Genomic DNA, 23,082 nt, shown 5'->3' with positions numbered 1-23,082 from the left:
CTAGTCCCTCAACGAGATTTCACGCAAGCCGTCGGCTATGAGGTTCAGCCCCAGGACAAGCGAGGATATGGCGATGGCGGGGAAGACGGTCATGTAGGGGGCGAAGGTGGCCATCGCCCTTGTCGAGCTGATCATCCCGCCCCAGTCGGGAGTCGGCGGCGGCAGGCCGAGCCCGAGGAAGCCCAGCACCCCGATGGTGATGGTCGTGTAGCCCATCCGCAGACAGGCATCGACGATCAGCGGCCCGCGGGCGTTGGGCAGGATCTCCACCAGCATGATGTGCCAGGTGCTTTCCCCCCTGGTCTGCGCAGCGGCGACATAGTCGCGGTTGCGCAGGTCGAGCGTCAGCCCGCGCACGATGCGCATGATCCCCGGCGCGCTGGCGAAGGTGACGGCGAACACGATGTTGATCCCCGACGGGCCGAAGGTCGTGATGATGACGACGTAGAGCACCAGGATCGGGAAGGAGAGGATGATGTCGCTGACCCGGCTCAGCACATCGTCGATCCAGCCCCGCTTGTAGCCGGCCGCCAGCCCCATGACGATGCCGACGATGTAGGCGCAGGCGGTCGCCAGCGTGGCGTAGACCAGAACGGTGCGGGAGCCGTAGATGATGCGCGAGAGGATGTCGCGGCCCAGATTGTCAGACCCCAGCCAGAAGGTGCCGCCGTCCGGCGCCGTCGTTCCCGGCGGCTGGAACGGCATCAGAAGCTGCACGGGATCGTAGGGCGCCAGCAGCGGCGCGAAGATCGCGACCAGCACCCAGAAGAGGATGATGCCCGCGCCGATCATCCCGACCCAGCTTTCGCGCAGCAGGGCGATGGATTTCAGCGCCTTGAGGACGGGGTTCGGCCGCTTCCAGGCGGCGGGCTCCTCGGTCGTGCGGTCGTCGACCGTGGCGTCTGCTTCGGTCATGGTCCGCGCCTCCTCAGGTGAACCGGATGCGGGGATTGAGGTAGGTGTACCCGATATCCGCGATGGTCTGCGTGCCCACGGCGACAAACACCGCCACCATGGCGCAGGCCTGGATGACATAGATGTCCTGGTTGAGCGCAGCTTCCAGCAGCAGCGCCCCGAAGCCGCGATAGCCGAAGGCGAACTCCACTACGATCACGCCGGACAGCAGCCAGTTGATCTGCAGGATGATGACCGTGAAGGGAGCGATCAGCGCGTTGCGGAGGGCGTGCCGCACCACCACGCGCCGGTAAGGCAGCCCTTTCAGCACGGCTGTGCGGATATAGGGGCTCTGCATCACCTCCGCCATGGAGGCGCGCATCATGCGGGCGATGTAGCCGAATCCGTAGAGCACCAGCACGGCGACGGGCAGCACGAGCTGGCTGGCGTCGAAGCCCTGCGTCATACCGCTGGTGCCGGGCAGCCAGCCCAGCCAGAAGACGAAGACGAAGGCGAGCAGCACAGCCGAGGCGAATTCCGGCACCGATGTCGTGACGATCGACGCGATGGAGATCGTCCGGTCCAGCTTGGACCCTTCATTCATGCCCGACAGCACGCCCAGCAGTAGCGCCAGCGGCACCATGATGGCGAAGACGCAGGCGCCCAGCAGCGCCGTATTGCCCAGCCTGTCCCAGAGGATATCGGAGACCGGCACCTTGAAGACGATGGATTCGCCGAAATCCCCGCCGATGATGCTGCCCAGCCAACCCAGATAACGCACATACCAGGGCCGGAAGTAGCCGTTCGCCTCCAGCCATAAATTGCGCTGTTCCTCCGACGTGTAGGGGCCGAGCACCTTGATGGCGACGGACTCGCCGTTCACTTCGAGAAGCAGGAAGACGAGAAAAGACACGACCAGCATGGTCAACGCCATGAGGGCCGCGCGCTTGGTAAGGAAGACGATCATGCGCGCCCTCCCCCCGCCCTGGGGCGGAAAGCGGCGTTCCGCGCCGGAAGGCGGGGAACGGCCGCGTGACCGGGCGGCGCCTGGATGGCGCCGCCGCGATCACGTTGGATATCTACCACCTACGCCGACTCACGCGCTCAACGACACGTCGTGGAACGTTATCTCCCGGGCGAAGTGGTATTCGAAGCCCTGCACCTTCTGGGCGCTGGCGGTGAAGATCTTGCACCAGAACGGAATGACGGCGATCGCGTCCGCCTGCATGATCTCTTCAAGCTGCTTGATGAGACCTTTCCGCTCCTCGACGTCGATCGTGGCCTGCGCCTGATCGAGAAGCCGATCGAACTCCGGATTGGAATAGGCGGTTTCGTTCCAGGCAACGCCCGTGCGGTACGCCAGGGACAGCACCTGCACCGCCAGCGGCCGGGTCGTCCATTGGGTGATGGAGAAGGGCCAGGTCGTCCAGCGATCCCAATAGGTGCCGCCCGGCAGGATATTGACGTTCAGCCTGATGCCGGCCGGCGCCAGTTGCTGGGCCATGACGACGGCGATGTCGCTTTCCCATTTGGGATCGGACACGCAGTTGATCTCCAGGTCGATGCCGTCCGGATGGCCGGCCTCCGCCAGGAGGCGCTTGGCCTCCTCCACATTCTGCTCAAGCGGCGGCAGTTCGGTATATCCCGGATGGATCGGGGAGACGTGGTAATCCTGGCCGACCGTGCCGTAGCCCTGATAGGCCAGGTTCATGATCTGCTCACGATCGAGGCAGAGCTGAACGGCCTTCCTGACCTGCGGATTGTCGTAGGGCGCCTCCGTGGTGCGCATCCGCGCAACGCCGGTGATCGCCGTGACCTTCTCATAGGTCTTGAGGTTCGGCATCCCTTGCAGGGCCGGAAGCAGGCTGACGTCGAGCACGTAGAGAAGGTCGACCTGACCAGAGCTCAGCGCGGCCAGATGGGCCGCAGGGTCGGAGCCCAGATCGATGAACTGTGCGCCGTCCAGCGCGACCGCGCCGTTCCAATAGTCATCCTTCCGCGTGAAGCTTGCCTGCGCGCCGATCTCGAAACTTTCGAGGTTGAAGGGGCCGGTGCCGATCGGGTTTTCGATCAGGTTGGCGCCGTCAGCGGCGAAATTGCGGTGGGTGATCAGCGCCGGGTAGTCGCCCAGGCTCTCCGGGAACGCCAGCATCGGCGAGGAGAGGTTGAAGCGGACGGTATAGTCGTCGACCCGCTCGATCGCGCCGGGCGCCTGTTTGGTCGTGCCGTCCTCGGTCACCGTCAGGCCGATGAACCGGCCCTGGTTGGAAGAGCCGGTGGCGGGGTCGAGCCAGCGTTCGAAGGTCGCGATCACGTCGTCGGCGTTGAATTCGTCGCCGTTCGACCATTTGATGCCCTGGCGCAGCTTGAACGTCCATTGCGAGACGTCGTCGTTGGGCTCCCAGCTTTCCGCCAGGAGAGGATGCGCGATGTCGTCGGTGCCGATCTTGACCATCGGTTCGATGATCTGGCGGGCGAGGTTGCCCTTCTCGGACCAGTCGTAGACGGCGGGATCGGAGATGTCCATGACCGCCATGCCGACCCGGATCGTCCCGCCCGAAGCCCCCTGTGCGTGGGCCTGGGGAACGAATTCCTCACCGGTGATCTTGCCGGCGACGGCGTAGGCCGTGGCAGCCGACAGGCCGAGAAGCGTGGAGGTGCGCAAGAATTCCCGGCGGTCGAGCTTCCCGGATTCCAGTTGCTCGACAAGCTTGGGGATCGCGACGTGCACTTTTCCCAGATCGGTCCTGTTCATTATCTTCTCCCTGCTTTGGTTGGTTTGCAGCCGGCGAGTGAAAGGTCCGGACATTCGCTGTAAAAGCGATGATGTCGAACCGCATTCACCTGCGGCTATCGCATGTTCGACCCTCGATTTAGGATGGAATTCTTGTTATCAGTATTTCGGCCGGGCACGGTGATGTCAAACCAAAAACCCTTTTTTGTCTGCCTCCTCCCCCTTTACTTTTCTTTCGATGATAGGGCAGGACCGCCTCCGCGCTGTCCGTCCTGCGACGGCAACCTTTCCGAAGACGACTCTTTACACCGCTGCCGCGAAAATAAATTTCGCGGAACCGCCTCTTTTCTTGAAGAGAACTATCAATGAGCGACGGTAATAAACTGAAGATAAACGACAGCACTCGTCTCTATGACGGTTTCCTGAAGATCGATTGTCTGCGTTTGCGTTTCCGGCGCTTCGACGGCGACTGGTCTCCGGAGATGGAGCGCGAGGTCCTGGTGCGCGATCCTGCGGTGGCGGTGCTGCCCTATGATCCCGGTCGCGACCAGGTTGTGCTGATCGAGCAGTTCCGCGTCGGCGGCCTTGTCGCCGGCCAGCCCGCCTGGATGATCGAGGCGCCGGCGGGCATCGTGGAGCCGGGCGAGACGCATGAGGAGGTGGCGCGGCGGGAGCTGCGCGAGGAATCGGGCCTGGAGGCCGACCGGCTGGAGCATATCGCCGACATCATGCCCTCCCCCGGCGGCTCGTCCGAAGTCGTCCGCCTCTTTGCCGGAAGGGTCGAAGCTCCGGCGGCGGAGGGCTTCCACGGCGTCGCCGACGAGGGGGAGGATATCCGGACGCTGATAATCCCGGCGGAGGAGGCTTTGGCGCGGCTGGGCGTGCCGGAGCGGACGACGAACGCCTTCACCCTGATCGCGCTGCAATGGCTGGCGCTGAACCGCCGGGAGCTTAGGGCGCGCTGGCTGGCGACATGAGTGCGGCTTGATGCGGGTCGCGTACGGACGCTACCTTGGCGTCCCCGCCCGAAGCAGGAGACACCCTTGTCCGCAATCCGCGAAGGCTTCATCGACGCGATCGGCAACACCCCGCTGATCCGGCTGAAGGGTCCGTCGGAGGCGACGGGCTGCACGATCCTGGGCAAGGCGGAGTTCCTGAACCCCGGTGGATCGGTGAAGGACCGGGCCGCGCTGGCGATCGTCCGCGACGCCGAGGCGAGAGGCGCGCTGAAGCCGGGCGGCGTGATCGTCGAAGGCACCGCCGGCAATACCGGGATCGGCCTGGCGCTGGTCGGCAACGCGCTGGGCTACCGCACCGTCATCGTGATGCCGGAAACCCAGAGCCAGGAGAAGAAGGACATGCTGCGCCTCTGCGGCGCGGACCTCAGGCTGGTGAAGGCCGCCCCCTATAAGGACCCCGGCAACTATGTCCGCGTGTCGGAGCGGCTGGCGGCGGAGCTGGCGAAGACAGAGCCGAAAGGCGCGATCTGGGCGAACCAGTTCGACAACATCGCCAACCGCGACGGCCATTACGCCACGACCGGCGCGGAGATCTGGGAGCAGACAGGCGGCCGGATCGACGGCTTCACCTGCGCGGTCGGCACCGGCGGCACGCTGGCCGGCGTCGGCATGGCGCTGAAGGAGAGGAATTCGGCGATCCGGATCGTCCTTTCCGACCCGATGGGGTCGGCGCTCTACGGACATTACGCCCGGGGCGAGTTGAAGGCCGAAGGCAGCTCGATCACCGAGGGGATCGGCCAGGGCCGGATCACGGCCAATCTGGAGGGCGCGCCGATCGACGCCGCGCAGCAGGTGACCGACGAGGAGGCCTTGTCCATGATCTTCCGGCTGCTGAAGGAAGAAGGACTGGTGCTGGGCGGATCGAGCGGCATCAATGTCTGCGGGGCCGTCAAGCTGGCGCGGGAGCTGGGGCCTGGTCATACAGTCGTGACGGTCCTCTGCGACTACGGCACCCGCTATCAATCCAAACTGTTCAACCCCGACTTCCTGCGATCCAAGGGGCTGCCGACGCCCGACTGGATGGAACCGATGGAGACCATGGCGTGACCCTTCTTTTCCGCGATGACCCGACCCTCAGGCGCTGCGCCGCGACCGTCACCGCAGTCGAGGACGGCGCGGTCAGGCTGGACCGGACGGTTTTCTACGCCACCAGCGGCGGGCAGCCCGGCGATTGCGGCCTGCTTCGCTTCGACGGCGGGACGATCGAAGTGGCCGAGGCGGTCAAGGGAGACGGGCCCGAGGATATCCTCCATCGGCTGGCCGATGGCGCGACGGCCCCCGAGATCGGGACGGAAGTGGAGGCGCAGATCGACTGGGATCGTCGTCATCGCCACATGCGGATGCACACCGCGCTGCACCTGATGTGCGCCTGCATCGAGGGCGATGTGACCGGCGGGCAGATCGGCGCGGAGAAGAGCCGGCTGGACTTCAACCTGCCGGCCGGCGCCATCGACAAGGACGCGCTGGCGGAACGGCTGAACGCGCTGGTCGCGGAGGATCATCCGATCGCCACCCTGTGGATCACCGAGGAGGAGCTGGCGGCGCAGCCGCAGCTCGTGCGGACGCTGTCGGTCAAGCCGCCTTCCGGAAGCGGCCGTGTGCGGCTGGTGCGGATCGGGCCCGAGGGTTCGCCCGTCGACCTTCAGCCCTGCGGCGGCACCCATGTCGCCCGGACGGGAGAGATCGGCCGGCTGGAGGTGCTGAAGGTGGAGAACAAGGGCAAGCAGAACCGCCGCGTCAGCATCGCCCTGGCGGGAGATTCCTGATGGAGCAGCCGATGATCGACGGCGCTACGCAGCCCCTGGTGACGACGGAATGGTTGGCCGAACGCCTGTCGTCGCCCACGCTGAGGGTCCTGGACGCCACCTACATGATGCCGGCGCTGAAACGCGACGCCGAGGCGGAGTTCCGGGAGGGCCACATCCCCGGCGCGCGGTTCTTCGACATCGACGCGATCAGCGATCCCGAAAGCACGCCGGACGGTAGCGGCCTGCCGCACATGCTGCCGTCGGCGGAGCGGTTCGCCTCCATGGTCGGCGCGCTGGGCGTGGATGGCGGATGCGACGTCGTGGTCTACGACACGCACGGGCTGATGACCGCCGCGCGAGCCTGGTGGATGTTCCGCGTGTTCGGCCATGACCGTGTCGCGGTGCTGGATGGCGGATTTCCGAAATGGCGGGCCGAGGGACGGCCGGTCGAGGCCGGTGAGGCCGAAACGGGCGCGCCGGGGCGCTTCCCGGCGCGGTTCCGTCCGGAACTCGTCCGTACCGTCGACCAGATGGCACAGAACCTCCAGACCCGGCGGGAGACGGTGATCGACGCGCGCGCCGCCGGGCGGTTCGACGGCAGCGAGGATGAGACGTGGCCCGGACGGCGGCGCGGCCACATTCCGGGAAGTCAAAACCTGCCCTTCACCCAGCTGATCGACCCCAAGACCAGGACGATGCTGCCGCCCGATCGCCTGCGCGAACGTTTCGCCGCCGCCGGTACGCCGCTGGACGACAGGCCGATCGTCACGAGCTGCGGCAGCGGCGTGACGGCGGCCATCCTGTCGCTGGGGCTGGCGATGCTCGGCCGGCCGAACGCCGCGCTCTATGACGGGTCGTGGGCCGAATGGGGCGTGAGGCCCGATCTGGAGGCGGAGACCGGCCCGGCGCGGCGGCCGTGAGCGCGCGGGCATCGGGGCGGCTCAACGTCACCATAACGCATCTGGAGATGCGGTCGCGGCCGCGCCTGACGCTGCCCCATCCGGGGGTGAAGCTGGCGCTCCTGCGCGCGGAGGAGCCGACGGCGTCCTTCTACCGCTATCTCTATAATTGCGTCGGCGAGAACTGGCTGTGGACCGACCGCCGGATTTTGGACGACGAGCGGCTGCTGGCGGTGATCCGCGACCCGAACGTCGAGATCTACGTGCTGCATGTCGCCGGCGTTCCAGCCGGCTATGCCGAGCTGGCGCGCCTGGATGGCGGCGTGGAGCTTTCCTATTTCGGGCTGATGCCGGAGTTCATCGGCCGCCGCCTCGGCCCCTGGTTCCTGGAGGCGAGCGTGGATCTGGCCTGGAGCGGCGAGCCGGAGAAGCTGTTCGTCCAGACCTGCACGCTGGACCACCCCAAGGCGCTGGCGCTCTACCAGCGCGCGGGCTTCGTCCCCGTCCGGCAGGAAAAGATCACGCGGGCCGATCCGCGGCTGTCCGGAATCGTGCCCATGACCACCGCGCCGCACGTGCCGATCGGCGGGGCCTGACGCCCCTCACCCACCCAGGTTAGCAGCCGGAGGATGAGGGGAGAGCCGGATCAGTGGCCGAGCACCTGGCTCAGGAACAGCTTCGTGCGATCGGACTTCGGGTTGTTGAAGAAGGATTCCGGATCGTTCTGTTCGACGATCTGGCCGTAATCCATGAAGATGACGCGGTTGGCGACCTGCCGCGCGAAGCCCATCTCATGGGTCACGCAAAGCATGGTCATGCCTTCCTCCGCCAGTTCGATCATGGTGTCCAGCACCTCCTTGATCATCTCCGGATCCAGCGCCGAGGTCGGCTCGTCGAACAGCATGATCTTGGGCTTCATGCACAGAGAGCGGGCGATCGCCACGCGCTGCTGCTGGCCGCCGGAAAGCTGCCCCGGATATTTGTTCGCCTGTTCGGGGATCTTCACCCGCTCCAGATAGTACATCGCCGTCTCCTCGGCCTCCTTCTTCGGGGTCTTGCGGACCCAGATCGGGGCGAGGGTCAGGTTCTCCAGCACCGTCAGATGCGGGAACAGGTTGAACTGCTGGAACACCATGCCGACTTCCGACCGGATGGCGTCGATGTTCTTCAGGTCGTTCGTCAGCGTGATGCCGTCGACATAGATACGGCCCTTCTGATGTTCCTCCAGCGCGTTGATGCAGCGGATCATCGTCGACTTGCCGGACCCTGACGGCCCGCAGATGACGATCTTCTCCCCCTGGTCGACGGAGAGGTCGATGTCCTTCAGGACATGGAACTCCCCGAACCATTTATTGACCTTCTGGAGCTGGATGACCGGATCCTTGGCCTGGGATTCATCCTGCCGGGCGGCGTTTGCTGTTGCGGTCATGGACAAGTGGTCTCCCTAGCGGCGGGTGCCGACATTGGTTCGTTTCTCCAGATGCTGGCTGTAGCGGGACATGGAGAAGCAGAAGATGAAGTAGAGAAGCGCGGTGAAGATGTAGGCTTCCTTGTAGAAGCCCCGCCACGCCGGATCGGTCAGCGCCGCCTTGGCCGCGCCCAGAAGATCGAACAGCCCGATGATGATGACCAGCGAGGTGTCCTTGAAGAACCCGATGAAGGTGTTCACCAGGGGCGGAATCGATATCCGCAGCGCCTGGGGCAGCACGATCAGCCGGGTCTTCTGCCAGTATGTCAGGCCGAGGCTGTCGGCGGCTTCGTACTGGCCCTTGGGGATCGCCTGCAGGCCGCCCCTGACGACCTCGGCCAGATAGGCGGCGGCGAACAGGATCAGGCCGATCTGGGCGCGCAGCAGATTGTCGATATCCGTGCCGACCGGCATGAACAGCGGGAACAGCAGCGACGCCATGAACAGGACCGTGATCAGCGGCACGCCGCGGATCAGCTCGATATAGGCGACGCAGATGGTCTTGATGGCCGGCATGTTCGACCGCCGCCCCAGCGCCAGCAGGATGCTCAGCGGGAAAGCCAGCACCAGGCCGATCACCGACAGGCCGACGGTCAGCGGCAGGCCGCCCCAGCGGGTGGTGTAGACGACTTCCAGGCCGAAGACCCCGCCCTGCATCAGCATCAGGATGACGAACCAGGCGACGATCCAGCCCGCGATCAGCCAGCGCCAGTAGGGCCAGAATTTCGGCGTGCAACTGACGATCAGGAGCGTGATCGCGATGATCATCGCGATCGTCGGGCGCCATTGTTCGTCATAGGGATAGAGCCCGAAGACGATCAGCCGCCATTTCTCATGGACGAAAGGCCAGCAGGCCCCGACGCCCTCGACGCGGCATGCGTCGGAGGGGGCCGCGCCCCACAGCGCGTCGATGAACATCCAGTCGATGATCGGCGGGATGACCTGCCACAGCACCCAGATGGCGAGCACCGTGAAGAGCGCGTTGTACCAGGTGTTGAACAGGTTCTGACGGGCCCAGCCCAGCGGGCCTACCGACAAGGTCGGCGGGCGTTCCTCGCTCTGGATTGGCTGATTGATGATCGGTTCAGCCATGTCAACGCTCCACCAGCGCGATGCGCTTGTCGTAGATGTTCATGCCCAGCGAGATGCTCAGGCTGATCGTCAGGTAGACCAGCATGTAGATGCTGATCGCCTCGATCGCCTGGCCTGTCTGGTTGAGCGTCGTGTTGCCCACGGAGACCAGGTCGGGATAGCCGACCGCGACAGCCAGGGAGCTGTTCTTGGTCAGGTTGAGATACTGGCTGGTCGTCGGCGGGATGATGATCCTGAGCGCCTGGGGCAGGACCACCAGCCGCAGCACCCGCGTCGGCCGGAGGCCCAGCGCGCTCGCTGCTTCGGTCTGGCCATAGCTGACGGCCTGGATGCCGCTGCGCACGATCTCCGCGATGAAGGAGGCGGTGTAGAAGGTGAGGCCGAACAGAACCGCGGCGAATTCCGGGGAGAAGGTGACGCCGCCGGCGAAGTTGAAGCCCTGGAGCGTCGGCACGTCCATGTCGGTCGGCGCGCCGCCGATCAGCCAGACGATCAGCGGCAGGCCGATAATGGCCGCCAGCCCTGCGCGGAAGGCCGGGAACTGCTGCCCGGTCGCCGCCTGCCTGCGGGCGGCCCAGCGGCGGATGAACCATGTGATGGCGAGCCCGACGAAGAAGGCGATCCACATCCAGAGATGGATGGGATGATCCGCCGGCACCGCGAACATCAGGCCCCGGTTGCTGAGAACGATGCCCTCGATCGGCATGATCGCCACCCGGGGGTGCGGCAGGCTGACCGTGATGACCGCATACCAGATGAACAGCCAGAGCAGCACCGGGATGTTGCGCATGCCTTCGACATAGACCGTCGCCAGCTTGGCGATGAGCCAGTTGGACGAAAGCCGCGCGACGCCGACGATGGTTCCGATGATCGTCGCCAGCACGATGCCCAGCGCCGCGACCCTGAGCGTGTTCAGGATGCCGACGATGAAGGCGCGCCCGTAGGTGTCGGCGGCGGAATAGCTGATGAAATGTTCGCTGATGGCGAAGCCGGATTCCTCGGTGAGGAAACCGTAGCCGGTGGAGATTCCCCGCTGGGCCAGATTGGCGACCAGGTTCGAATAAAGGAACCAGCCGGTGAGGATAACCACCAGGACGACCAGGATCTGGTAGATGATCGAACGGATCCTGGGATCGTTCCAGAACCGCGTGGTGGTCGTCGAGTCTCGCGCGCTGTCTTGGGTGTCAACCGCCAAAGGGTTAGCCTCCCGCAATGCCGTTGACCGGCAGACTTATCAAATTTTTCTGGACCCGAAGCACCGCCGCCCCGCGATGGGCGGGGCGGCGGGTTCTTCGGCTACTTACCGGAGCGGCGGAGCGTACTGCAGCCCGCCTTCGGTCCACAGCGCGTTCAGGCCGCGCTCCAGGCCAAGCGGAGTTTCGGCGCCGACATTGCGCTCGAAAATCTCGCCATAGTTGCCCACGGCCTTGATGACCTGGACCAGCCAGTCCTCGGAAACGCCCAGCGATTCGCCGTTGCCGGCGGTCACGCCCAGCATCCGCTGGATGTCCGGGTTGGTCGTCGTGGAAGCGATCTCCTCGACATTCTCAGACGTGATGCCCTTCTCCTCGGCCTCGATCAGGCCGAACACCGTCCACTTCACGATGTCGAAGAACTCGTCGTCGCCATGGCGCACGGCCGGGGCCAGCGGCTCCTTGGAGATCAGCTCCGGCAGGATCACGTAATCCTCGGGATTCGGCGCGACCGTCGAACGGATCGAGGCGAGGCCCGAGGCGTCGGTCGTGTAGACGTCGCAACGGCCGGCGAAGAACGCCGCGTTGACCTCTTCCAGCGATTCGATGACGACCGGCTCGAACTCCATCTCGTTGGCGCGGAAGAAGTCCGCCAGGTTCAGTTCGGTCGTGGTGCCGGGCTGCACGCAGACCGCGGCGCCGCTGAGTTCCAGCGCGCTGGTGACGCCCAGCGCCTTGGGAACCATGAAGCCCTGGCCGTCATAGAAGGTGACCGGCGCAAAGTTCAGACCCAGCGCGGTGTCGCGGGACAGGGTCCAGGTCGTGTTACGCGACAGGACGTCCACTTCGCCCGACTGCAGGGCGGTGAAACGCTGCTGCGCGGTGAGCGGCGTGAAGCGCACGGCTTCCGGATCGCCGAAGATGGCGGTGGCGATGGCGTGGCAGACATCCACATCCAGGCCCGACCAGACGCCCTGGCTGTCCGGGTTGGAGAAGCCGGCAAGGCCAGTGCTGACGCCGCACTGCAGGTAGCCCCGTTCACGGACAGCGTCCAGCGTCTCGCCCGCGAAGGCCGGCATGGTCGCGCCGACGGCAGTGGCAAGAACGGCGCTAGTGGCCAGAACTGTTTTAAATCTCATTGGTTTCCCACCCATGTTTGACGTTGATAGCCTCAGGACGACTTCGCGCCCTAATGAGGTTTTTAGCAAGTTTTGCGGGGTTTGTAGAAGCGATTGATCGGCACAATTTTCGAATTTCTTCCAGCGCACTCATCGGATATGCTGACAAGACACTGAAAATGCTTATTTTTGAGTGAGACATTTCAGAGCAAGATTTTACATTTGACCGACCGGTCCCGGCCGCCAACGATGGCCGACCTTTCGAAATCGCCGCCCACAGGTAACGGAAGACCATGACCTCCACACGCAAGAGCGACACCATCCTGACCCATGCCGGACGGAAGCCGCGGGCCAATCACGGCATCGTCAATCCGCCGGTCTATCATGCCTCGACCATCCTCTTTCCGACGGTCGCGGCGCTGGAGGATGTCGGCAAGCCGTTCGAGACATACCGGTATGGGAGGCAAGGCACACCGACCAGCGACGCCTTCGAGGAGGCGGTGTCGGCGATGGAGGGCGGGCATCGGGCGATCGCCGTCGAATCGGGCCTCGCCGCGATCACCGGCGCGCTGACCGCCTTCCTCAAGGCCGGCGACCACCTGCTGATGGTCGATTCGGTCTACGGCCCGACGCGCATCTTCTGCGACAAGGTGCTGAAGCGGTTCGGCGTGGAGACGACCTATTACGACCCGCTGATCGGCGGCGGGATCGCGGAGCTGATCCGCGAGGAGACCAGGGTGGTCTTCATGGAAAGCCCCGGCTCCCACACCTTCGAGGTCCAGGACGTGCCGGCGATCGTGGAGGCCGCGCGGGCGCGCGGCGTGGTCACCATGATCGACAACACCTGGGCGACGCCCCTCTTCTTCCGGCCGTTCGACCATGGCGTCGACATCTCCCTCCACGCCGCGACCAAATACATGGTCGGCCATTCCGACGCGATGATGGGGGTGATCGCGGCGCGGACGGAGGCGCATTTCATCACCGCCAAGACCGGGACCTATCAGCTTGGCCATTGCGCCGGCCCGGACGACCTCTACCTCGCCCAGCGCGGCCTGCGGACCATGGCGGTGCGCCTGCGCCACCACCAGGACGCCGCGCTGAAGGTGGCGGAATGGCTGCAAGGCCGGCCGGAAGTGTCGCGGGTGCTGCACCCCGCCCTGCCGGACGATCCGGGCCACGCCCTCTGGAAGCGCGATTTCACGGGCTCGTCCGGGCTGTTCGGCGTCATTCTCAACCCCGCCTCCAAGCCGGCGGTGGACGCGCTGCTGGACGGCATGGAGCTGTTCGCCATGGGCTATAGCTGGGGCGGCTATGAAAGCCTGATCATCCCGACGCATCCGGAGAAGATCCGCAGCGCCACGACATGGAAGGCCGAGGGACCGACCCTGCGGCTGCATATCGGACTGGAGGATGTGGACGACCTGATCGACGATCTGGCGCGGGGCCTGGAACGACTGAATCGCGCTGCGGCGGCATGATTCCCGCCGCCCCCGTCCCTGCCCTGCCCTCGGCGCTGCTGGAGGCGCTGGCCTTCGACGAGAAGGGGCTGATCCCGGCCATAGCCCAGCAGCACGATACCGGCGAGGTGCTGATGGTCGCCTGGATGAACCGCGAGGCGATCGAGGAGACGGTCGCAACCGGCCGCGTCTGCTACTGGTCGCGGTCCCGCAAGGCGCTGTGGCGGAAGGGCGAGACGTCCGGCCAGGTCCAGGCGCTGGTCGAACTGCGCCTGGATTGCGACGGCGATTGCCTGCTGCTGCTGGTCGACCAGACCGGCGTCGCCTGCCACACCGGCCGCCGAAGCTGCTTCTTCAGGGCGCTGCGCGACGGAAAGCTGGAGACGATCGCGGAGGTGGTGAGCGATCCGGGGGAGTTGTACGGGCGGATAAGCCCCCTCACCCAACCCTCTCCCACGAGGGGAGAGGGCTAACAACTTTACCCTCTCCCCTCGTGGGAGAGGGATCGACGTATACGTCGATCCCGCGAAGCGGGAGGGTGAGGGGAATATGTCAGGATGGCGACCCCGGCAGGATTCGAACCTGCGACCTAGTGCTTAGAAGGCACTTGCTCTATCCAACTGAGCTACGGGGTCTTTTGGCCGGGCGGGCCTTCGTCAGCGAGCCGGGCGGGGTTTGAAATTGTCCGAATAGTTGCGCGGCACGACGCGGCGGACCTGCTCCGGCTCCACATTGTAGGCGAGGTTCTTGCGTTCCGCATAGGCCACCGCCTCCTCCTTCGTCGGGAAGCGGAGGCGCACCTGATTGAGCGTGTCGCCCGAGCTGATCCAGCCCATCAGCGGATCGGGCCGGCGCGGCGTCTCCAGCTCATATTCCAGAATCCAGCTATCGAGCCGTCCGCGTCCGGACTGCATGGCCGTTCTGGTCGGCCGGTAGATGCGCACCTGCATGATCGCGTCCCGAAAATCGTCCTGACGTCGTCGTTCAAGGTGCCGGATGGTCGGGGCGACTGGATTCGAACCAGCGACATCCTGCTCCCAAAGCAGGCGCGCTACCAGGCTGCGCTACGCCCCGAAACCCGCACCGGACCCTTGATCCCGCGTCAGATACACCATGGCGACCGGCGGGAGCAAGGTTCGGCGGGACCGCCGCCGCCGCGTTTGTGATGGAAGACACTTTCGTTACGGCCCGCCATCGTCTAGAGCGGCGCGAACGATCCCGAAGCGGAACCCTGCGCCCATGACCATCAGTTCATCCTTCCTGCCTGAAGGCATCCGGACCTACCTCGTCCAGCATGGCGTGCGGGAGCCCGAGATCCTGGCGCGGCTGCGGGCGGAGACGGGGACGCTGGCCCAGGCGCATTACCAGATCGCGCCGGAGGAAGGGCAGTTCCTGAGCTGGCTGCTGGAAACGACGGGAACGCGGCGGGCGCTGGATATCGGGACCTTCACCGGCTACAGCGCGCTGGTCGCGGCCCTGGCCATGGGGCCGGAGGGAAGGATCGTCACCTGCGACGTCTCCGACGAGTTCACCGCCATCGCCCGGCGCTATTGGCAGGAGGCGGAAGTCGAAGACCGGATCGATCTCCGGCTGGGGCCGGCGGTGGAGACGGTGGGCCGGCTGGCGGAAAGCGAAGTGGGCAGCTTCGACTTCGCCTTCATTGATGCCGACAAGGAGAACTACCCTGCCTATTACGAGGCGGCGCTTACCCTGCTGAGACCCGGCGGGACCGTTGCCATCGACAACACGCTGTGGCGCGGCAAGGTGGCCGACCCGGCCGAGACAGGCTCGAAGACCCGTCTGTTCCGCCAGTTCAACGCCTTCCTCCACGCCGACGAGCGGGTGACGCTGACCATCGTCCCGGTCGGCGACGGGCTGACGCTCGCCCGCAAGCGGTGAGAACGGCGGAGCATTTTGTGCCGATGCCACAATACTTGTGGCGTTTTCCCGGGAACGGCGTTAACTGATAATTCATAAAGAGTTGCGGAGAATCGCAACAGTAATCGTCGGATCATCCTCTTTTCGAGGGCGCGGGACATGATGCGTTGGCCGGTCGTGGCGTCGCTGTGCTGTGGAGTGGCCCTGCCCGCACAGGCGCAGGAGAATTGCGCCGCGCGCGAGGCGGTGATCGATTACCTGTCCGACCGTTATCAGGAAGCGCCGATCGCCATGGGGATGACCAATGGTGGCGAGGTGCTGGAGATCCTGACCAGCGCCGACGGCGCGACCTGGACCATCCTGGTGACTTCCTCAGACGGGCGGAGTTGCATGGTCGCCGCCGGCGATAGCTGGCGATCCGCCCCGCTGGCGATGAGCCAGTTGGAGCCCACGAGCTAAACAGCAGCCAGTTGGCCGCTATCCCGCGTCTTCTGTATTCTCCAGCAATTCATGGACCACCCGGTCGCCCGGCCGGATGTTCAGAAGGTCGGTCACGCCGGCGTTGAGTTCCAGCACCGCCTTGGCCTCGCCGTCCGACGGAACCGATTCGGTCGACATCGGCGTCGTGCGCTTGGCGATGTTCAGGATCGCGCCGTCCGGCCCGATGAAGATGATGTCCAGCGGCAGGATCGTGTTCTTCATCCAGAAGGATGCCGGGCGCGCCCGGGGGAAGACGAACAGCATCCCGGAATCAGCCGCCATCTCCTCCCGATGCATCAGCCCCTGAGCCTGCTGGGCCGGCGTCAGCGCAAGCTCCACGTCGAAATCGAAGGATTGCCCGCGCGCCGTCTCCACGGTCAGGCGCGATTTTTCGAACGTCTGACCGGACTGGGCGAAACCCGAAGCCGGCAGAAGGACAAGGAGCAGGAGAATCGGGACGAAACGGCGCATGGCTTTGAGAATCCGGGTTCTTTCGAAAGGGCGACTATAGCGAAGGGATCATGGCCGCAAAACGGCCTCCCCCAACATCGTCATGCCGGACCCCGATCCGGCATCCATGCGGCGTCGATGGAAGCCGGGACGGCGCACCGCCCTTCACCGCCGGTGAAGCGGCGCCGACCTATGGATTCCCGATCAAGTCGGGAATGACCAACAAGAGAACATGGGGAATCTTCGAACCATATAGGCCCCAGGGCCGTTCCAGCGACCCGGCGACCTGTCGCGGAAAACTCCGCGTCCGGAATGGCGGTTGACGACGATGCCGATGCCTGATTACTTCCGCTCCGTCTCAACGGGGTGCCCCTTCCGGGGCTGAGAGGCTTTCGAGCCAACCCGACGAACCTGATCCGGGTCATGCCGGCGGAGGGAGCTGAGGCGGGAACCCGATGGGTTCCGCTCTCTTCCGAACCACGATGCAAGGAGGAGAGCCGTCTTGAAACGCCTGACATTCCTATCCGCGTCCGCCGCGCTGCTGACGGCGACGCCCGCCATGGCGCAGGACCGGCCGGCGCTGACCGTCTACACCTACGACTCCTTCGTCTCCGAATGGGGGCCGGGGCCGGCGATCGAGGAAGCGTTCGAGGCCGTGTGCGGCTGCGATCTTGAGATGATCGGAGTCGAGGATGGGGTGGCCCTCCTCTCCCGCCTGCGGCTGGAGGGCGGCGGGTCTGATGCGGATGTGGTCGTCGGGCTGGACACCAACCTGATCGCCGACGCCAAGGAGACCGGCCTGTTCGCCCCCCACGGGCTGGACCTGCCGGAAACCGACGTGCCCGGCGGCTGGGACGATCCGGTCTTCGTGCCATACGACTGGAGCTATTTCGCCTTCGTCTATGACACGGAAGCCATGGAGACCCCGCCCGCGAGCCTGAAGGCGCTGGTGGAGGAGAGCGAGGCGGAGATCCTGATCCAGGACCCGCGCACCAGCACGCCCGGCCTGGGCCTCCTGCTGTGGATGAAGAAGATCTATGGCGAGAACGCGGCCGACGCCTGGGCGCAACTCGCGCCCCGGATCGTCACGGTCAGCGCGGGCTGGAGCGAATCCTACGGGCTGTTCCAGGAGGACGAGGCGCCGATGGTGCTGAGCTACACCACCTCTCCCGCCTATCACATGCTGATGGAAGAGACCGACCGCTACCAGGCGGCGGCGTTCGAGGACGGGCACTACCTCCAGATCGAGGTGGCGGGCCGGCTGACGGGATCGGACCAGCCGGAGTTGGCGAGCGACTTCCTGGCCTTCCTGATCGGCCCGGAGGCGCAATCGATCCTGCCGACGACCAACTGGATGTACCCGGCCATAATGCCCGAGGATGGCCTGCCGGACGCCTTCGACACGGCCGTGAAGCCGGAGACGGCGCTGCTGTTCACGCCGGAAGAGGTGGCCGCGAACCGGTCCGATTGGGTGGATGAATGGCTGCGGGCGCTCAGCCGGTAGGATGATCGCGTCGCTTGCTCCCGGCGCGCTGACGGGCGCGGCGCTGCTGCTGGTCGTCGGGGGCGCGTTCCTGGGCGTCTTCTCCGTCGCGCCGGAAAGCGATCTGAGCGGCCTGCTGACCGACCGCTACGTCCTCAGCGTCCTGCGGTTCACAGTCTGGCAGGCCTTCCTTTCCGCGGGTTTGAGCGTCCTGCTGGCGATCCCGGTCGCCCGCGCGCTGGCCCGACGGCCGGAATTTCCGGGGCGCGGCCTGCTGGTCAAGGCGCTGGGCCTGCCGATGGTCGTGCCGACGATCATCGGCGTGCTGGGCATCGTAACGGTCTATGGCCGCTCAGGCATCGCCAACGATGCGCTGGGCGCGATCGGAATCGAGCGGGCGCTGGACATATACGGCCTGCCCGGAATCCTGATCGCCCATGTCTTCTTCAACATGCCGTTCGCGGCGCGCCTGCTGCTGCAGGGCTGGACCGCCATTCCCGGCGAAAGCTGGCGGCTGGCCGCGCAGTTCGGCATGACCGGGGCGCAGATATTCCGGCTGATCGAGGCGCCGATGCTGCGTCGGCTGGCGCCCGGCATATTCGGGCTGGCTTTCCTGCTGTGCTTCACCAGCTTCACCGTCGTGCTGGTGCTGGGTGGCGGGCCGCCGAACGCGACGCTGGAGGTCGCGATCTATCAGGCGCTGACCTTCGATTTCGACCTGAAGCGGGTGCTGGCCTTCGCCGTATTGCAGATCATGCTGTGCGGCGTTCTGGTCGGGCTGGGGCACCGGCTGGCGCGGCCGATGGCGATCCAGCCGACGCTGGCGCGGCTGGACCTTCGGCCGGATCGCGACCAGAGGATCGGCAGGATCGCCGACATCGCGGCGATCGGCGCGGGCGCGGCCTTCCTGCTGATCCCGCTGCTGGCCGTCTTTCATTCGGCGGCGACCGGGCCGGTGCTGCGCGCGCTGAGCTATCCCGCCGTGTGGCAGGCGGCGGGACGCAGCGTCGCCATCGGCCTTTCGGCGGGATGCCTTTCCCTGCTGCTGGGATGGGGGATCATCCTGACCACCCGCGACCTGCGCACGCGACATCACCGTCACGGCGCGGCCGACGCCTTCGATTTGGCGGGGTCGCTGATTCTTGTGATCCCGCCCTTCGTCATCGCCGCCGGACTGTTCGTGCTGCTGCGGCCGGTGGCGGACGTGTTCGCGCTGGCGCCCTATCTGGTCGTCATCGTGAACGCGCTGATGGGCCTGCCCTTCGTGCTGCGCATCCTGGGCCCGGCGGCGACGGACGCGCAGGAACGGCACCTCCGCCTCGCCGACAGTCTGGGGATGCATGGCTGGCGACGCTTCCGCCATGTCGACTGGCCGCTGGTGCGGCGGCCGGCGGCGCTGGCGCTGGCCTTGACCACCGCCCTCTCCATGGGGGATTTCGGGGTCATCGCGCTGTTCGGCAGCCAGGATACGGCGACCCTGCCGCTGGTGCTCTACCGGCAGATGGGGGCATACCGGATCGACGAGGCGGCGGTGACCGGCATCCTGCTGATCGCCATCACGCTGCTGCTGTTCGTCGCGATCGAGAGAGGGTTGGGCGGCCGTGCCGATGATTGAGCTGGATGGGGTTGCGTTCCGCTATCAGGAAATGCGGATGGCGTTCGACCTCTCGGTCGAGCGCGGCGCGTTCGTCGCGATCATCGGACCCTCCGGGGCCGGCAAGACGACGCTGCTAAACCTGATCGCGGGCTTCGACAGGCCGGCCAGCGGCCGGGTGCTGATCGACGGCGTGGACGTGACGGGCAGGAAGCCGGCGGATCGGCCGGTCACCACGCTATTCCAGGAACACAATCTGTTCGCCCATCTGACGGTATTCCAGAATATCGGGCTGGGCATCCACCCCGGCCTGAAGCTGACGGCGGAGGACAGGCGACGCATGGAAGAGGCCCTGTCGCTGGTCGGGCTGGACGGTTTCGCCGATCGGCTGCCCCGACAGCTTTCGGGCGGCGAGCGGCAGAGGGTGGCGCTGGCGCGGTCCATCGTGCGCGACCGGCCGATCCTGCTGCTGGACGAACCATTCGCCGCGCTGGGTCCGGCGCAGCGGCGGGAGATGATGGGGCTGGTTCCCCGCCTGCGGGAAGACCGGAAGCTGACCGTGCTGATGGTCAGCCACCAATTGGACGACGCCGAGGCTCTGCCCGGTCGCGCGCTGTTCGTCCAGGATGGCCGCATCCTCTGCGACGGCCTTATCCGCGATTTCCTGACCGATCCGCCGATTCCGGAGATCGCGGACTATCTGGGCTGATCTATCAAGGCTGTGGCGCCGGCGGCGCGCGGGCGTTAGCCTTCGGCGATTCTCAAGAACCGGGAAACGCCGATGTCCATCAAGACGATCCTGCTGCACATGGCTCACGATGCGGTCCGCGCCGACCGGCTGTCGCTGGCGGTAGACCTCGCCAGGGAGCATGACGCCCATCTGGAGGTGGCGGTAATCGCGGTGCCCGTCATCACCCCGGCCGCGATCGCCGGACGCGCCGCGGCCGTTGGCTATATCGGCGACACGCGGGAGATCGCGGAGAAGCGTACCGCCACCGTCCAGGCGGAGGTGGAGGAGGCCTGCAACGCCGCCGGCATAAGCTGGAACGCACAGACACTTGGAGAGGACGAGCAGAAGGGGCTGGCGCGGCTTTCGCATTGCGCCGACCTGCTGGTGGTAAGCGAGCGGGAAGGGCTGATCCCGGAGGATTATATCGGCCTGCACAATCCCGACGCGATCCTCACCACGGCCTCCTGTCCCGTGCTGATCGTGCCGCGCGAGGGCCGGCCGGCGCGCGCCGGAAGCCGGGTGCTGATCGCCTGGAAGGACAATAGGGAATCCTCCCGCGCGGTGCGCGACGGCATGCCCTTCATCTGCAACGCTGACAAGGTCTATCTCCTGACGGGCGACCCCGCCAGGCACCGGTTCGAAAGCGGCAAGCAGATCATGGCGTTCCTGCAGCGCCACGGGGTTGAGGCGGAAGCGGTGAGCGATGTCGGCAACGACCATTTCGGCGAGGTGGTCCTCAGCTACGCCAAGGATTTGTCAGTCGATCTGGTCGTCATGGGCGCCTACAGCACCAGCCGCTGGCGTGAGGTGTTGTTCGGCGGCGCCACGCACGAGGTCCTGTCAGGCATGACCCTGCCGGTCCTGATGTCGCATTAGTCCGTCAGGCGCTCGGGTCTCTGCGCGCGCTCGGCGTCGCGGAATGCTCAACGTCGTCGCCCAGCACCACCGTCCAGTGATGTTTGCGATGTTCGTAGACCGAAAAGCGCGGAGCCGGAAAGGTCGGATCGGCGAAGGCGCCGAGCGGAATAGCCGTAACGCCGAGCCAGGCTTCGATGACATAGGCGACTGTCGAGCCGCATTCGGGGCAGAAGCGATATGTCGCTCGGTGGCCGCTGTCGGCGGTTCGCACCCAGCTTGACGACTTGCCGGTGATGGTCACCCGGGCGTCAGGCCATCGCGCCTGCGCGGCGAAGGCACTGCCGGTTCGCTTCTGGCAGGCGAGACAGTGGCAGACGGACACGCGAACCGGCTCACCTTCGCATTCCGCGCGAAGCTGACCGCAGCGACAGGTTGCTACGCGAGTGGAGGTCATGCCGATCCTTCCACCGGGTTTGGGCCGTGCCCTATACAAAGAACACGAAAGTCACCAGGACGAACATCGGCATCAGGAAAATGATGGACCATCCCATATAGCCGAAGAAGCTGGGCATCGGCACGCCACGTTCCACCGCGATCGACCGAACCATGAAGTTCGGGGCGTTGCCGATATAGGTGTTGGCGCCCATGAAGACCGCGCCGGCGGAGATCGCCAGCAGCGTCTCCGCCATCGGACCCATCAGCGCCTCTGCGTCCCCGCCAGCCGTGTTGAAGAAGACGAGATAGGTCGGCGCATTGTCCAGGAAGCTGGAGAGCAGCCCCGTCAGCCAGAAATACATCACATTGACCGGCTGTCCGTCATTGCTGACGAGGTCGACGACCGACGCCAGCGCGCCGTCGGACCCTGCGCGCAGGATGGCGATCGCCGGCACGATTGTGATGAAGATCGCGGCGAACAGCTTCGCGACCTCGACGATCGGGAACCAGGAGAAGCCGTTCTTCCTGCGGCTTTCGTCCACGGTCAGCCTGATCGACAGGAGCGCGATCATGATCAGCAGGACATCGCGGGCGAGATTCTGGATCTGCACCTCCACATGATAGACGGTGAAGGATATGCCGGGCTTCCAGACGCCGCTTAGCAGCACCGCGCCGACGATGGCGAGGAGCAGGAGGAAGTTGACCTTGCCCTCCACGCCCAGCTTCTCCTCATGGGATTCGACCGATGCGGCGCGCTTCGGTCCTTCCCGGCTATAGAGAATCGTGTCCAGCACGAAATAGACGGCCAGCAGCAGGACGGAAACGAGCGCCATCGGCGCCAGCATATGCGTCGTCGTCCAGAAGAAGTCGACGCCGTTGAGGAAGCCCAGGAACAGCGGCGGATCGCCCAGCGGGGTCAGCGATCCCCCGACATTGGCGACCAGGAAGATGAAGAAGACCACGGTGTGGACCATCGACCCGCGATGTTCGTTGGCGTTGATGAGCGGCCGGATCAGCAGCATCGCCGCGCCCGTGGTGCCCATCCAGCTTGCCATGACCGTGCCGACGAAGAGCATGCCGGTATTGACGGCCGGCGTGCCGACGAGACTGCCGGTGACGCGTACGCCGCCCGCTACCGTGAACAGCGCGCCCAGCAGGATGATGAAGGGCAGGTATTCCAGAAGCCCGACATGCAGCGTCTCATAGAGGGCGAGATCCCAGCCATAGAAGATCGCGAAGGGGATGAGAAAGGCCAGTCCCCAGAAGGCCGAGACCTTGCCGAAATGGTGGTGCCAGAAATGCGGCAGGGCCAGCGGCATCAGGGCGATGGAAAGCAGGATGCCGACGAAGGGCGCGATCCAGAGCAGCCCCAGTTCGCCGCCGTCGAGATGAGGGATGCCCCCCTCCCCCACGGCCGCGAGGGCGCTTCCCGACGACAGGATCAGGAGCGACGCTAGAACGGCTCCGACGCAGCGAACGGCACGATGCTTCAAGGGCCCAACCTCCAAGGGGGAGATCCGCGCGGAACTGCGCCGACGGGGTTGAGTTAGAA

Annotated in this window: 24 protein-coding genes, 2 tRNA genes and 1 riboswitch; of the genes, 13 read left to right on the top strand and 13 right to left on the bottom strand. The window is 65.5% G+C overall.

Translation table 11 applies throughout. The annotated features are described in order from the left end of the window. The 3 genes from AAFN89_RS08360 to AAFN89_RS08350 all read right to left on the bottom strand — a co-directional run bounded on the left by AAFN89_RS08360 (window position 1) and on the right by AAFN89_RS08350 (window position 3,649). Window positions 1–915, bottom strand: a complete 915-nt coding sequence (locus AAFN89_RS08360; RefSeq protein WP_347537923.1) for an ABC transporter permease — start codon at window positions 913–915, stop codon at window positions 1–3. A 13-nt stretch (window positions 916–928) separates the two neighbouring features. Beyond that, complete coding sequence (locus AAFN89_RS08355) at window positions 929–1,861, bottom strand: ABC transporter permease (protein ID WP_347537921.1); 933 nt, start codon at window positions 1,859–1,861, stop codon at window positions 929–931. Window positions 1,862–1,990: 129 nt separating this feature from the next. After that, complete coding sequence (locus tag AAFN89_RS08350; RefSeq protein ID WP_347537919.1) at window positions 1,991–3,649, bottom strand: ABC transporter substrate-binding protein; 1,659 nt, start codon at window positions 3,647–3,649, stop codon at window positions 1,991–1,993. 344 nt (window positions 3,650–3,993) lie between these two features. On the opposite strand from AAFN89_RS08350, the gene AAFN89_RS08345 reads away from it, so the two are divergent. The 5 genes from AAFN89_RS08345 to AAFN89_RS08325 all read left to right on the top strand — a co-directional run bounded on the left by AAFN89_RS08345 (window position 3,994) and on the right by AAFN89_RS08325 (window position 7,890). Next, window positions 3,994–4,605 carry an NUDIX domain-containing protein gene (locus tag AAFN89_RS08345; RefSeq protein ID WP_347537917.1) on the top strand — a complete coding sequence of 204 codons (612 nt, stop codon included), beginning with the start codon at window positions 3,994–3,996 and terminating at the stop codon, window positions 4,603–4,605. Between the two features lie 66 nt (window positions 4,606–4,671). Further along, window positions 4,672–5,694: a cysteine synthase A gene (locus AAFN89_RS08340; protein WP_347537915.1), complete on the top strand. Its 1,023-nt coding sequence runs from the start codon at window positions 4,672–4,674 to the stop codon at window positions 5,692–5,694. Then, the gene (locus AAFN89_RS08335; protein WP_347537913.1) at window positions 5,691–6,413 is read left to right on the top strand and encodes an alanyl-tRNA editing protein; all 723 of its coding nucleotides are present in this window, start codon (window positions 5,691–5,693) and stop codon (window positions 6,411–6,413) included. Before AAFN89_RS08340 ends, AAFN89_RS08335 begins: the two co-directional genes overlap by 4 nt. Then, on the top strand, window positions 6,413–7,315 hold the full coding sequence (gene sseA / locus AAFN89_RS08330) for a 3-mercaptopyruvate sulfurtransferase (protein ID WP_347537911.1): 903 nt from the start codon (window positions 6,413–6,415) through the stop codon (window positions 7,313–7,315). Before AAFN89_RS08335 ends, sseA begins: the two co-directional genes overlap by 1 nt. Next, complete coding sequence (locus AAFN89_RS08325; RefSeq protein ID WP_347537909.1) at window positions 7,312–7,890, top strand: GNAT family N-acetyltransferase; 579 nt, start codon at window positions 7,312–7,314, stop codon at window positions 7,888–7,890. The genes sseA and AAFN89_RS08325 overlap by 4 nt, the downstream gene beginning before the upstream one ends. A 50-nt stretch (window positions 7,891–7,940) precedes the next feature. Here the strand turns inward: AAFN89_RS08325 and AAFN89_RS08320 are convergent, their stop codons facing one another. From AAFN89_RS08320 to AAFN89_RS08305, 4 genes are all read right to left on the bottom strand, one after another. Then, window positions 7,941–8,723 carry an amino acid ABC transporter ATP-binding protein gene (locus tag AAFN89_RS08320; RefSeq protein WP_347537907.1) on the bottom strand — a complete coding sequence of 261 codons (783 nt, stop codon included), beginning with the start codon at window positions 8,721–8,723 and terminating at the stop codon, window positions 7,941–7,943. 15 nt (window positions 8,724–8,738) lie between these two features. Continuing rightward, complete coding sequence (locus AAFN89_RS08315; protein ID WP_347537905.1) at window positions 8,739–9,854, bottom strand: amino acid ABC transporter permease; 1,116 nt, start codon at window positions 9,852–9,854, stop codon at window positions 8,739–8,741. Between the two features lies 1 nt (window position 9,855). Further along, window positions 9,856–11,049: an amino acid ABC transporter permease gene (locus AAFN89_RS08310; RefSeq protein ID WP_347537902.1), complete on the bottom strand. Its 1,194-nt coding sequence runs from the start codon at window positions 11,047–11,049 to the stop codon at window positions 9,856–9,858. Between the two features lie 105 nt (window positions 11,050–11,154). Beyond that, window positions 11,155–12,186, bottom strand: coding sequence for an amino acid ABC transporter substrate-binding protein (locus AAFN89_RS08305; RefSeq protein ID WP_347537900.1), 1,032 nt, complete (start codon window positions 12,184–12,186; stop codon window positions 11,155–11,157). A 272-nt stretch (window positions 12,187–12,458) separates the two neighbouring features. Between AAFN89_RS08305 and metC the strand changes: the two genes are divergently transcribed. Further along, window positions 12,459–13,643 carry a cystathionine beta-lyase gene (gene metC / locus AAFN89_RS08300; protein ID WP_347537898.1) on the top strand — a complete coding sequence of 395 codons (1,185 nt, stop codon included), beginning with the start codon at window positions 12,459–12,461 and terminating at the stop codon, window positions 13,641–13,643. Next, window positions 13,640–14,095 carry a phosphoribosyl-AMP cyclohydrolase gene (gene hisI, locus AAFN89_RS08295; RefSeq protein WP_347537896.1) on the top strand — a complete coding sequence of 152 codons (456 nt, stop codon included), beginning with the start codon at window positions 13,640–13,642 and terminating at the stop codon, window positions 14,093–14,095. The genes metC and hisI overlap by 4 nt, the downstream gene beginning before the upstream one ends. Window positions 14,096–14,180: 85 nt before the next feature. On the opposite strand, the gene AAFN89_RS08290 is transcribed toward hisI, so the two are convergent. From AAFN89_RS08290 to AAFN89_RS08280, 3 genes are all read right to left on the bottom strand, one after another. Then, window positions 14,181–14,257 (bottom strand) — tRNA-Arg (locus AAFN89_RS08290). Between the two features lie 21 nt (window positions 14,258–14,278). Further along, a complete protein-coding gene (locus AAFN89_RS08285; protein WP_347537893.1) occupies window positions 14,279–14,572 on the bottom strand; it encodes an ETC complex I subunit in 294 nt (97 codons plus the stop codon). Between the two features lie 47 nt (window positions 14,573–14,619). After that, window positions 14,620–14,696 (bottom strand) — tRNA-Pro (locus AAFN89_RS08280). A 165-nt stretch (window positions 14,697–14,861) separates the two neighbouring features. Between AAFN89_RS08280 and AAFN89_RS08275 the strand changes: the two genes are divergently transcribed. Together AAFN89_RS08275 and AAFN89_RS08270 are read left to right on the top strand one after the other, a co-directional pair. Beyond that, window positions 14,862–15,521 (top strand): class I SAM-dependent methyltransferase, encoded by a 660-nt coding sequence (locus AAFN89_RS08275; protein ID WP_347537891.1) that lies wholly within the window; start codon window positions 14,862–14,864, stop codon window positions 15,519–15,521. Window positions 15,522–15,659: 138 nt separating this feature from the next. Further along, on the top strand, window positions 15,660–15,959 hold the full coding sequence (locus AAFN89_RS08270) for a hypothetical protein (RefSeq protein ID WP_347537889.1): 300 nt from the start codon (window positions 15,660–15,662) through the stop codon (window positions 15,957–15,959). Between the two features lie 18 nt (window positions 15,960–15,977). Here AAFN89_RS08270 and AAFN89_RS08265 read toward each other — a convergent pair whose 3' ends face one another. Continuing rightward, window positions 15,978–16,451, bottom strand: coding sequence for a DUF192 domain-containing protein (locus tag AAFN89_RS08265; RefSeq protein ID WP_347537887.1), 474 nt, complete (start codon window positions 16,449–16,451; stop codon window positions 15,978–15,980). 331 nt (window positions 16,452–16,782) lie between these two features. Further along, a riboswitch (TPP riboswitch) is annotated at window positions 16,783–16,886 on the top strand. 46 nt (window positions 16,887–16,932) lie between these two features. On the opposite strand from AAFN89_RS08265, the gene thiB reads away from it, so the two are divergent. The 4 genes from thiB to AAFN89_RS08245 all read left to right on the top strand — a co-directional run bounded on the left by thiB (window position 16,933) and on the right by AAFN89_RS08245 (window position 21,113). Continuing rightward, window positions 16,933–17,934: a thiamine ABC transporter substrate binding subunit gene (thiB, locus tag AAFN89_RS08260; RefSeq protein ID WP_347537885.1), complete on the top strand. Its 1,002-nt coding sequence runs from the start codon at window positions 16,933–16,935 to the stop codon at window positions 17,932–17,934. A gap of 1 nt (window position 17,935) precedes the next feature. Next, a complete protein-coding gene (thiP, locus tag AAFN89_RS08255; protein ID WP_347537883.1) occupies window positions 17,936–19,528 on the top strand; it encodes a thiamine/thiamine pyrophosphate ABC transporter permease in 1,593 nt (530 codons plus the stop codon). Then, window positions 19,521–20,216 carry a thiamine ABC transporter ATP-binding protein gene (gene thiQ, locus AAFN89_RS08250; protein WP_347537881.1) on the top strand — a complete coding sequence of 232 codons (696 nt, stop codon included), beginning with the start codon at window positions 19,521–19,523 and terminating at the stop codon, window positions 20,214–20,216. The genes thiP and thiQ overlap by 8 nt, the downstream gene beginning before the upstream one ends. A 72-nt stretch (window positions 20,217–20,288) precedes the next feature. Then, window positions 20,289–21,113, top strand: a complete 825-nt coding sequence (locus AAFN89_RS08245; RefSeq protein WP_347537879.1) for a universal stress protein — start codon at window positions 20,289–20,291, stop codon at window positions 21,111–21,113. Between the two features lie 4 nt (window positions 21,114–21,117). Here AAFN89_RS08245 and AAFN89_RS08240 read toward each other — a convergent pair whose 3' ends face one another. Both AAFN89_RS08240 and AAFN89_RS08235 read right to left on the bottom strand, forming a co-directional pair. Continuing rightward, complete coding sequence (locus AAFN89_RS08240; RefSeq protein ID WP_347537877.1) at window positions 21,118–21,549, bottom strand: GFA family protein; 432 nt, start codon at window positions 21,547–21,549, stop codon at window positions 21,118–21,120. Window positions 21,550–21,580: 31 nt separating this feature from the next. Next, window positions 21,581–23,023 (bottom strand): sodium:proton antiporter, encoded by a 1,443-nt coding sequence (locus AAFN89_RS08235; protein WP_347537875.1) that lies wholly within the window; start codon window positions 23,021–23,023, stop codon window positions 21,581–21,583. Window positions 23,024–23,082: the final 59 nt, after the last annotated feature.

The organism is Inquilinus sp. CAU 1745 (genome assembly GCF_039839375.1).
Lineage (GTDB): Bacteria > Pseudomonadota > Alphaproteobacteria > DSM-16000 > Inquilinaceae > JBDOQU01.
Note: the sequence above shows the minus strand (reverse complement) of the source record. Positions and strands in the feature narration are given on the sequence as shown.

Bases quoted from the DNA above. Each gene is read 5' to 3' on its own strand.
- AAFN89_RS08360 (WP_347537923.1), bottom strand. From the start codon at position 915: ATGACCGAAGCAGACGCCACGGTCGACGACCGCACGACCGAGGAGCCC.
- AAFN89_RS08355 (WP_347537921.1), bottom strand. From the start codon at position 1,861: ATGATCGTCTTCCTTACCAAGCGCGCGGCCCTCATGGCGTTGACCATG.
- AAFN89_RS08350 (WP_347537919.1), bottom strand. From the start codon at position 3,649: ATGAACAGGACCGATCTGGGAAAAGTGCACGTCGCGATCCCCAAGCTT.
- AAFN89_RS08345 (WP_347537917.1), top strand. From the start codon at position 3,994: ATGAGCGACGGTAATAAACTGAAGATAAACGACAGCACTCGTCTCTAT.
- sseA (WP_347537911.1), top strand. From the start codon at position 6,413: ATGGAGCAGCCGATGATCGACGGCGCTACGCAGCCCCTGGTGACGACG.
- AAFN89_RS08320 (WP_347537907.1), bottom strand. From the start codon at position 8,723: ATGACCGCAACAGCAAACGCCGCCCGGCAGGATGAATCCCAGGCCAAG.
- AAFN89_RS08315 (WP_347537905.1), bottom strand. From the start codon at position 9,854: ATGGCTGAACCGATCATCAATCAGCCAATCCAGAGCGAGGAACGCCCG.
- AAFN89_RS08305 (WP_347537900.1), bottom strand. From the start codon at position 12,186: ATGAGATTTAAAACAGTTCTGGCCACTAGCGCCGTTCTTGCCACTGCC.
- metC (WP_347537898.1), top strand. From the start codon at position 12,459: ATGACCTCCACACGCAAGAGCGACACCATCCTGACCCATGCCGGACGG.
- hisI (WP_347537896.1), top strand. From the start codon at position 13,640: ATGATTCCCGCCGCCCCCGTCCCTGCCCTGCCCTCGGCGCTGCTGGAG.
- AAFN89_RS08285 (WP_347537893.1), bottom strand. From the start codon at position 14,572: ATGCAGGTGCGCATCTACCGGCCGACCAGAACGGCCATGCAGTCCGGA.
- AAFN89_RS08275 (WP_347537891.1), top strand. From the start codon at position 14,862: ATGACCATCAGTTCATCCTTCCTGCCTGAAGGCATCCGGACCTACCTC.
- AAFN89_RS08270 (WP_347537889.1), top strand. From the start codon at position 15,660: ATGATGCGTTGGCCGGTCGTGGCGTCGCTGTGCTGTGGAGTGGCCCTG.
- AAFN89_RS08265 (WP_347537887.1), bottom strand. From the start codon at position 16,451: ATGCGCCGTTTCGTCCCGATTCTCCTGCTCCTTGTCCTTCTGCCGGCT.
- thiP (WP_347537883.1), top strand. From the start codon at position 17,936: ATGATCGCGTCGCTTGCTCCCGGCGCGCTGACGGGCGCGGCGCTGCTG.
- thiQ (WP_347537881.1), top strand. From the start codon at position 19,521: ATGATTGAGCTGGATGGGGTTGCGTTCCGCTATCAGGAAATGCGGATG.
- AAFN89_RS08245 (WP_347537879.1), top strand. From the start codon at position 20,289: ATGTCCATCAAGACGATCCTGCTGCACATGGCTCACGATGCGGTCCGC.
- AAFN89_RS08240 (WP_347537877.1), bottom strand. From the start codon at position 21,549: ATGACCTCCACTCGCGTAGCAACCTGTCGCTGCGGTCAGCTTCGCGCG.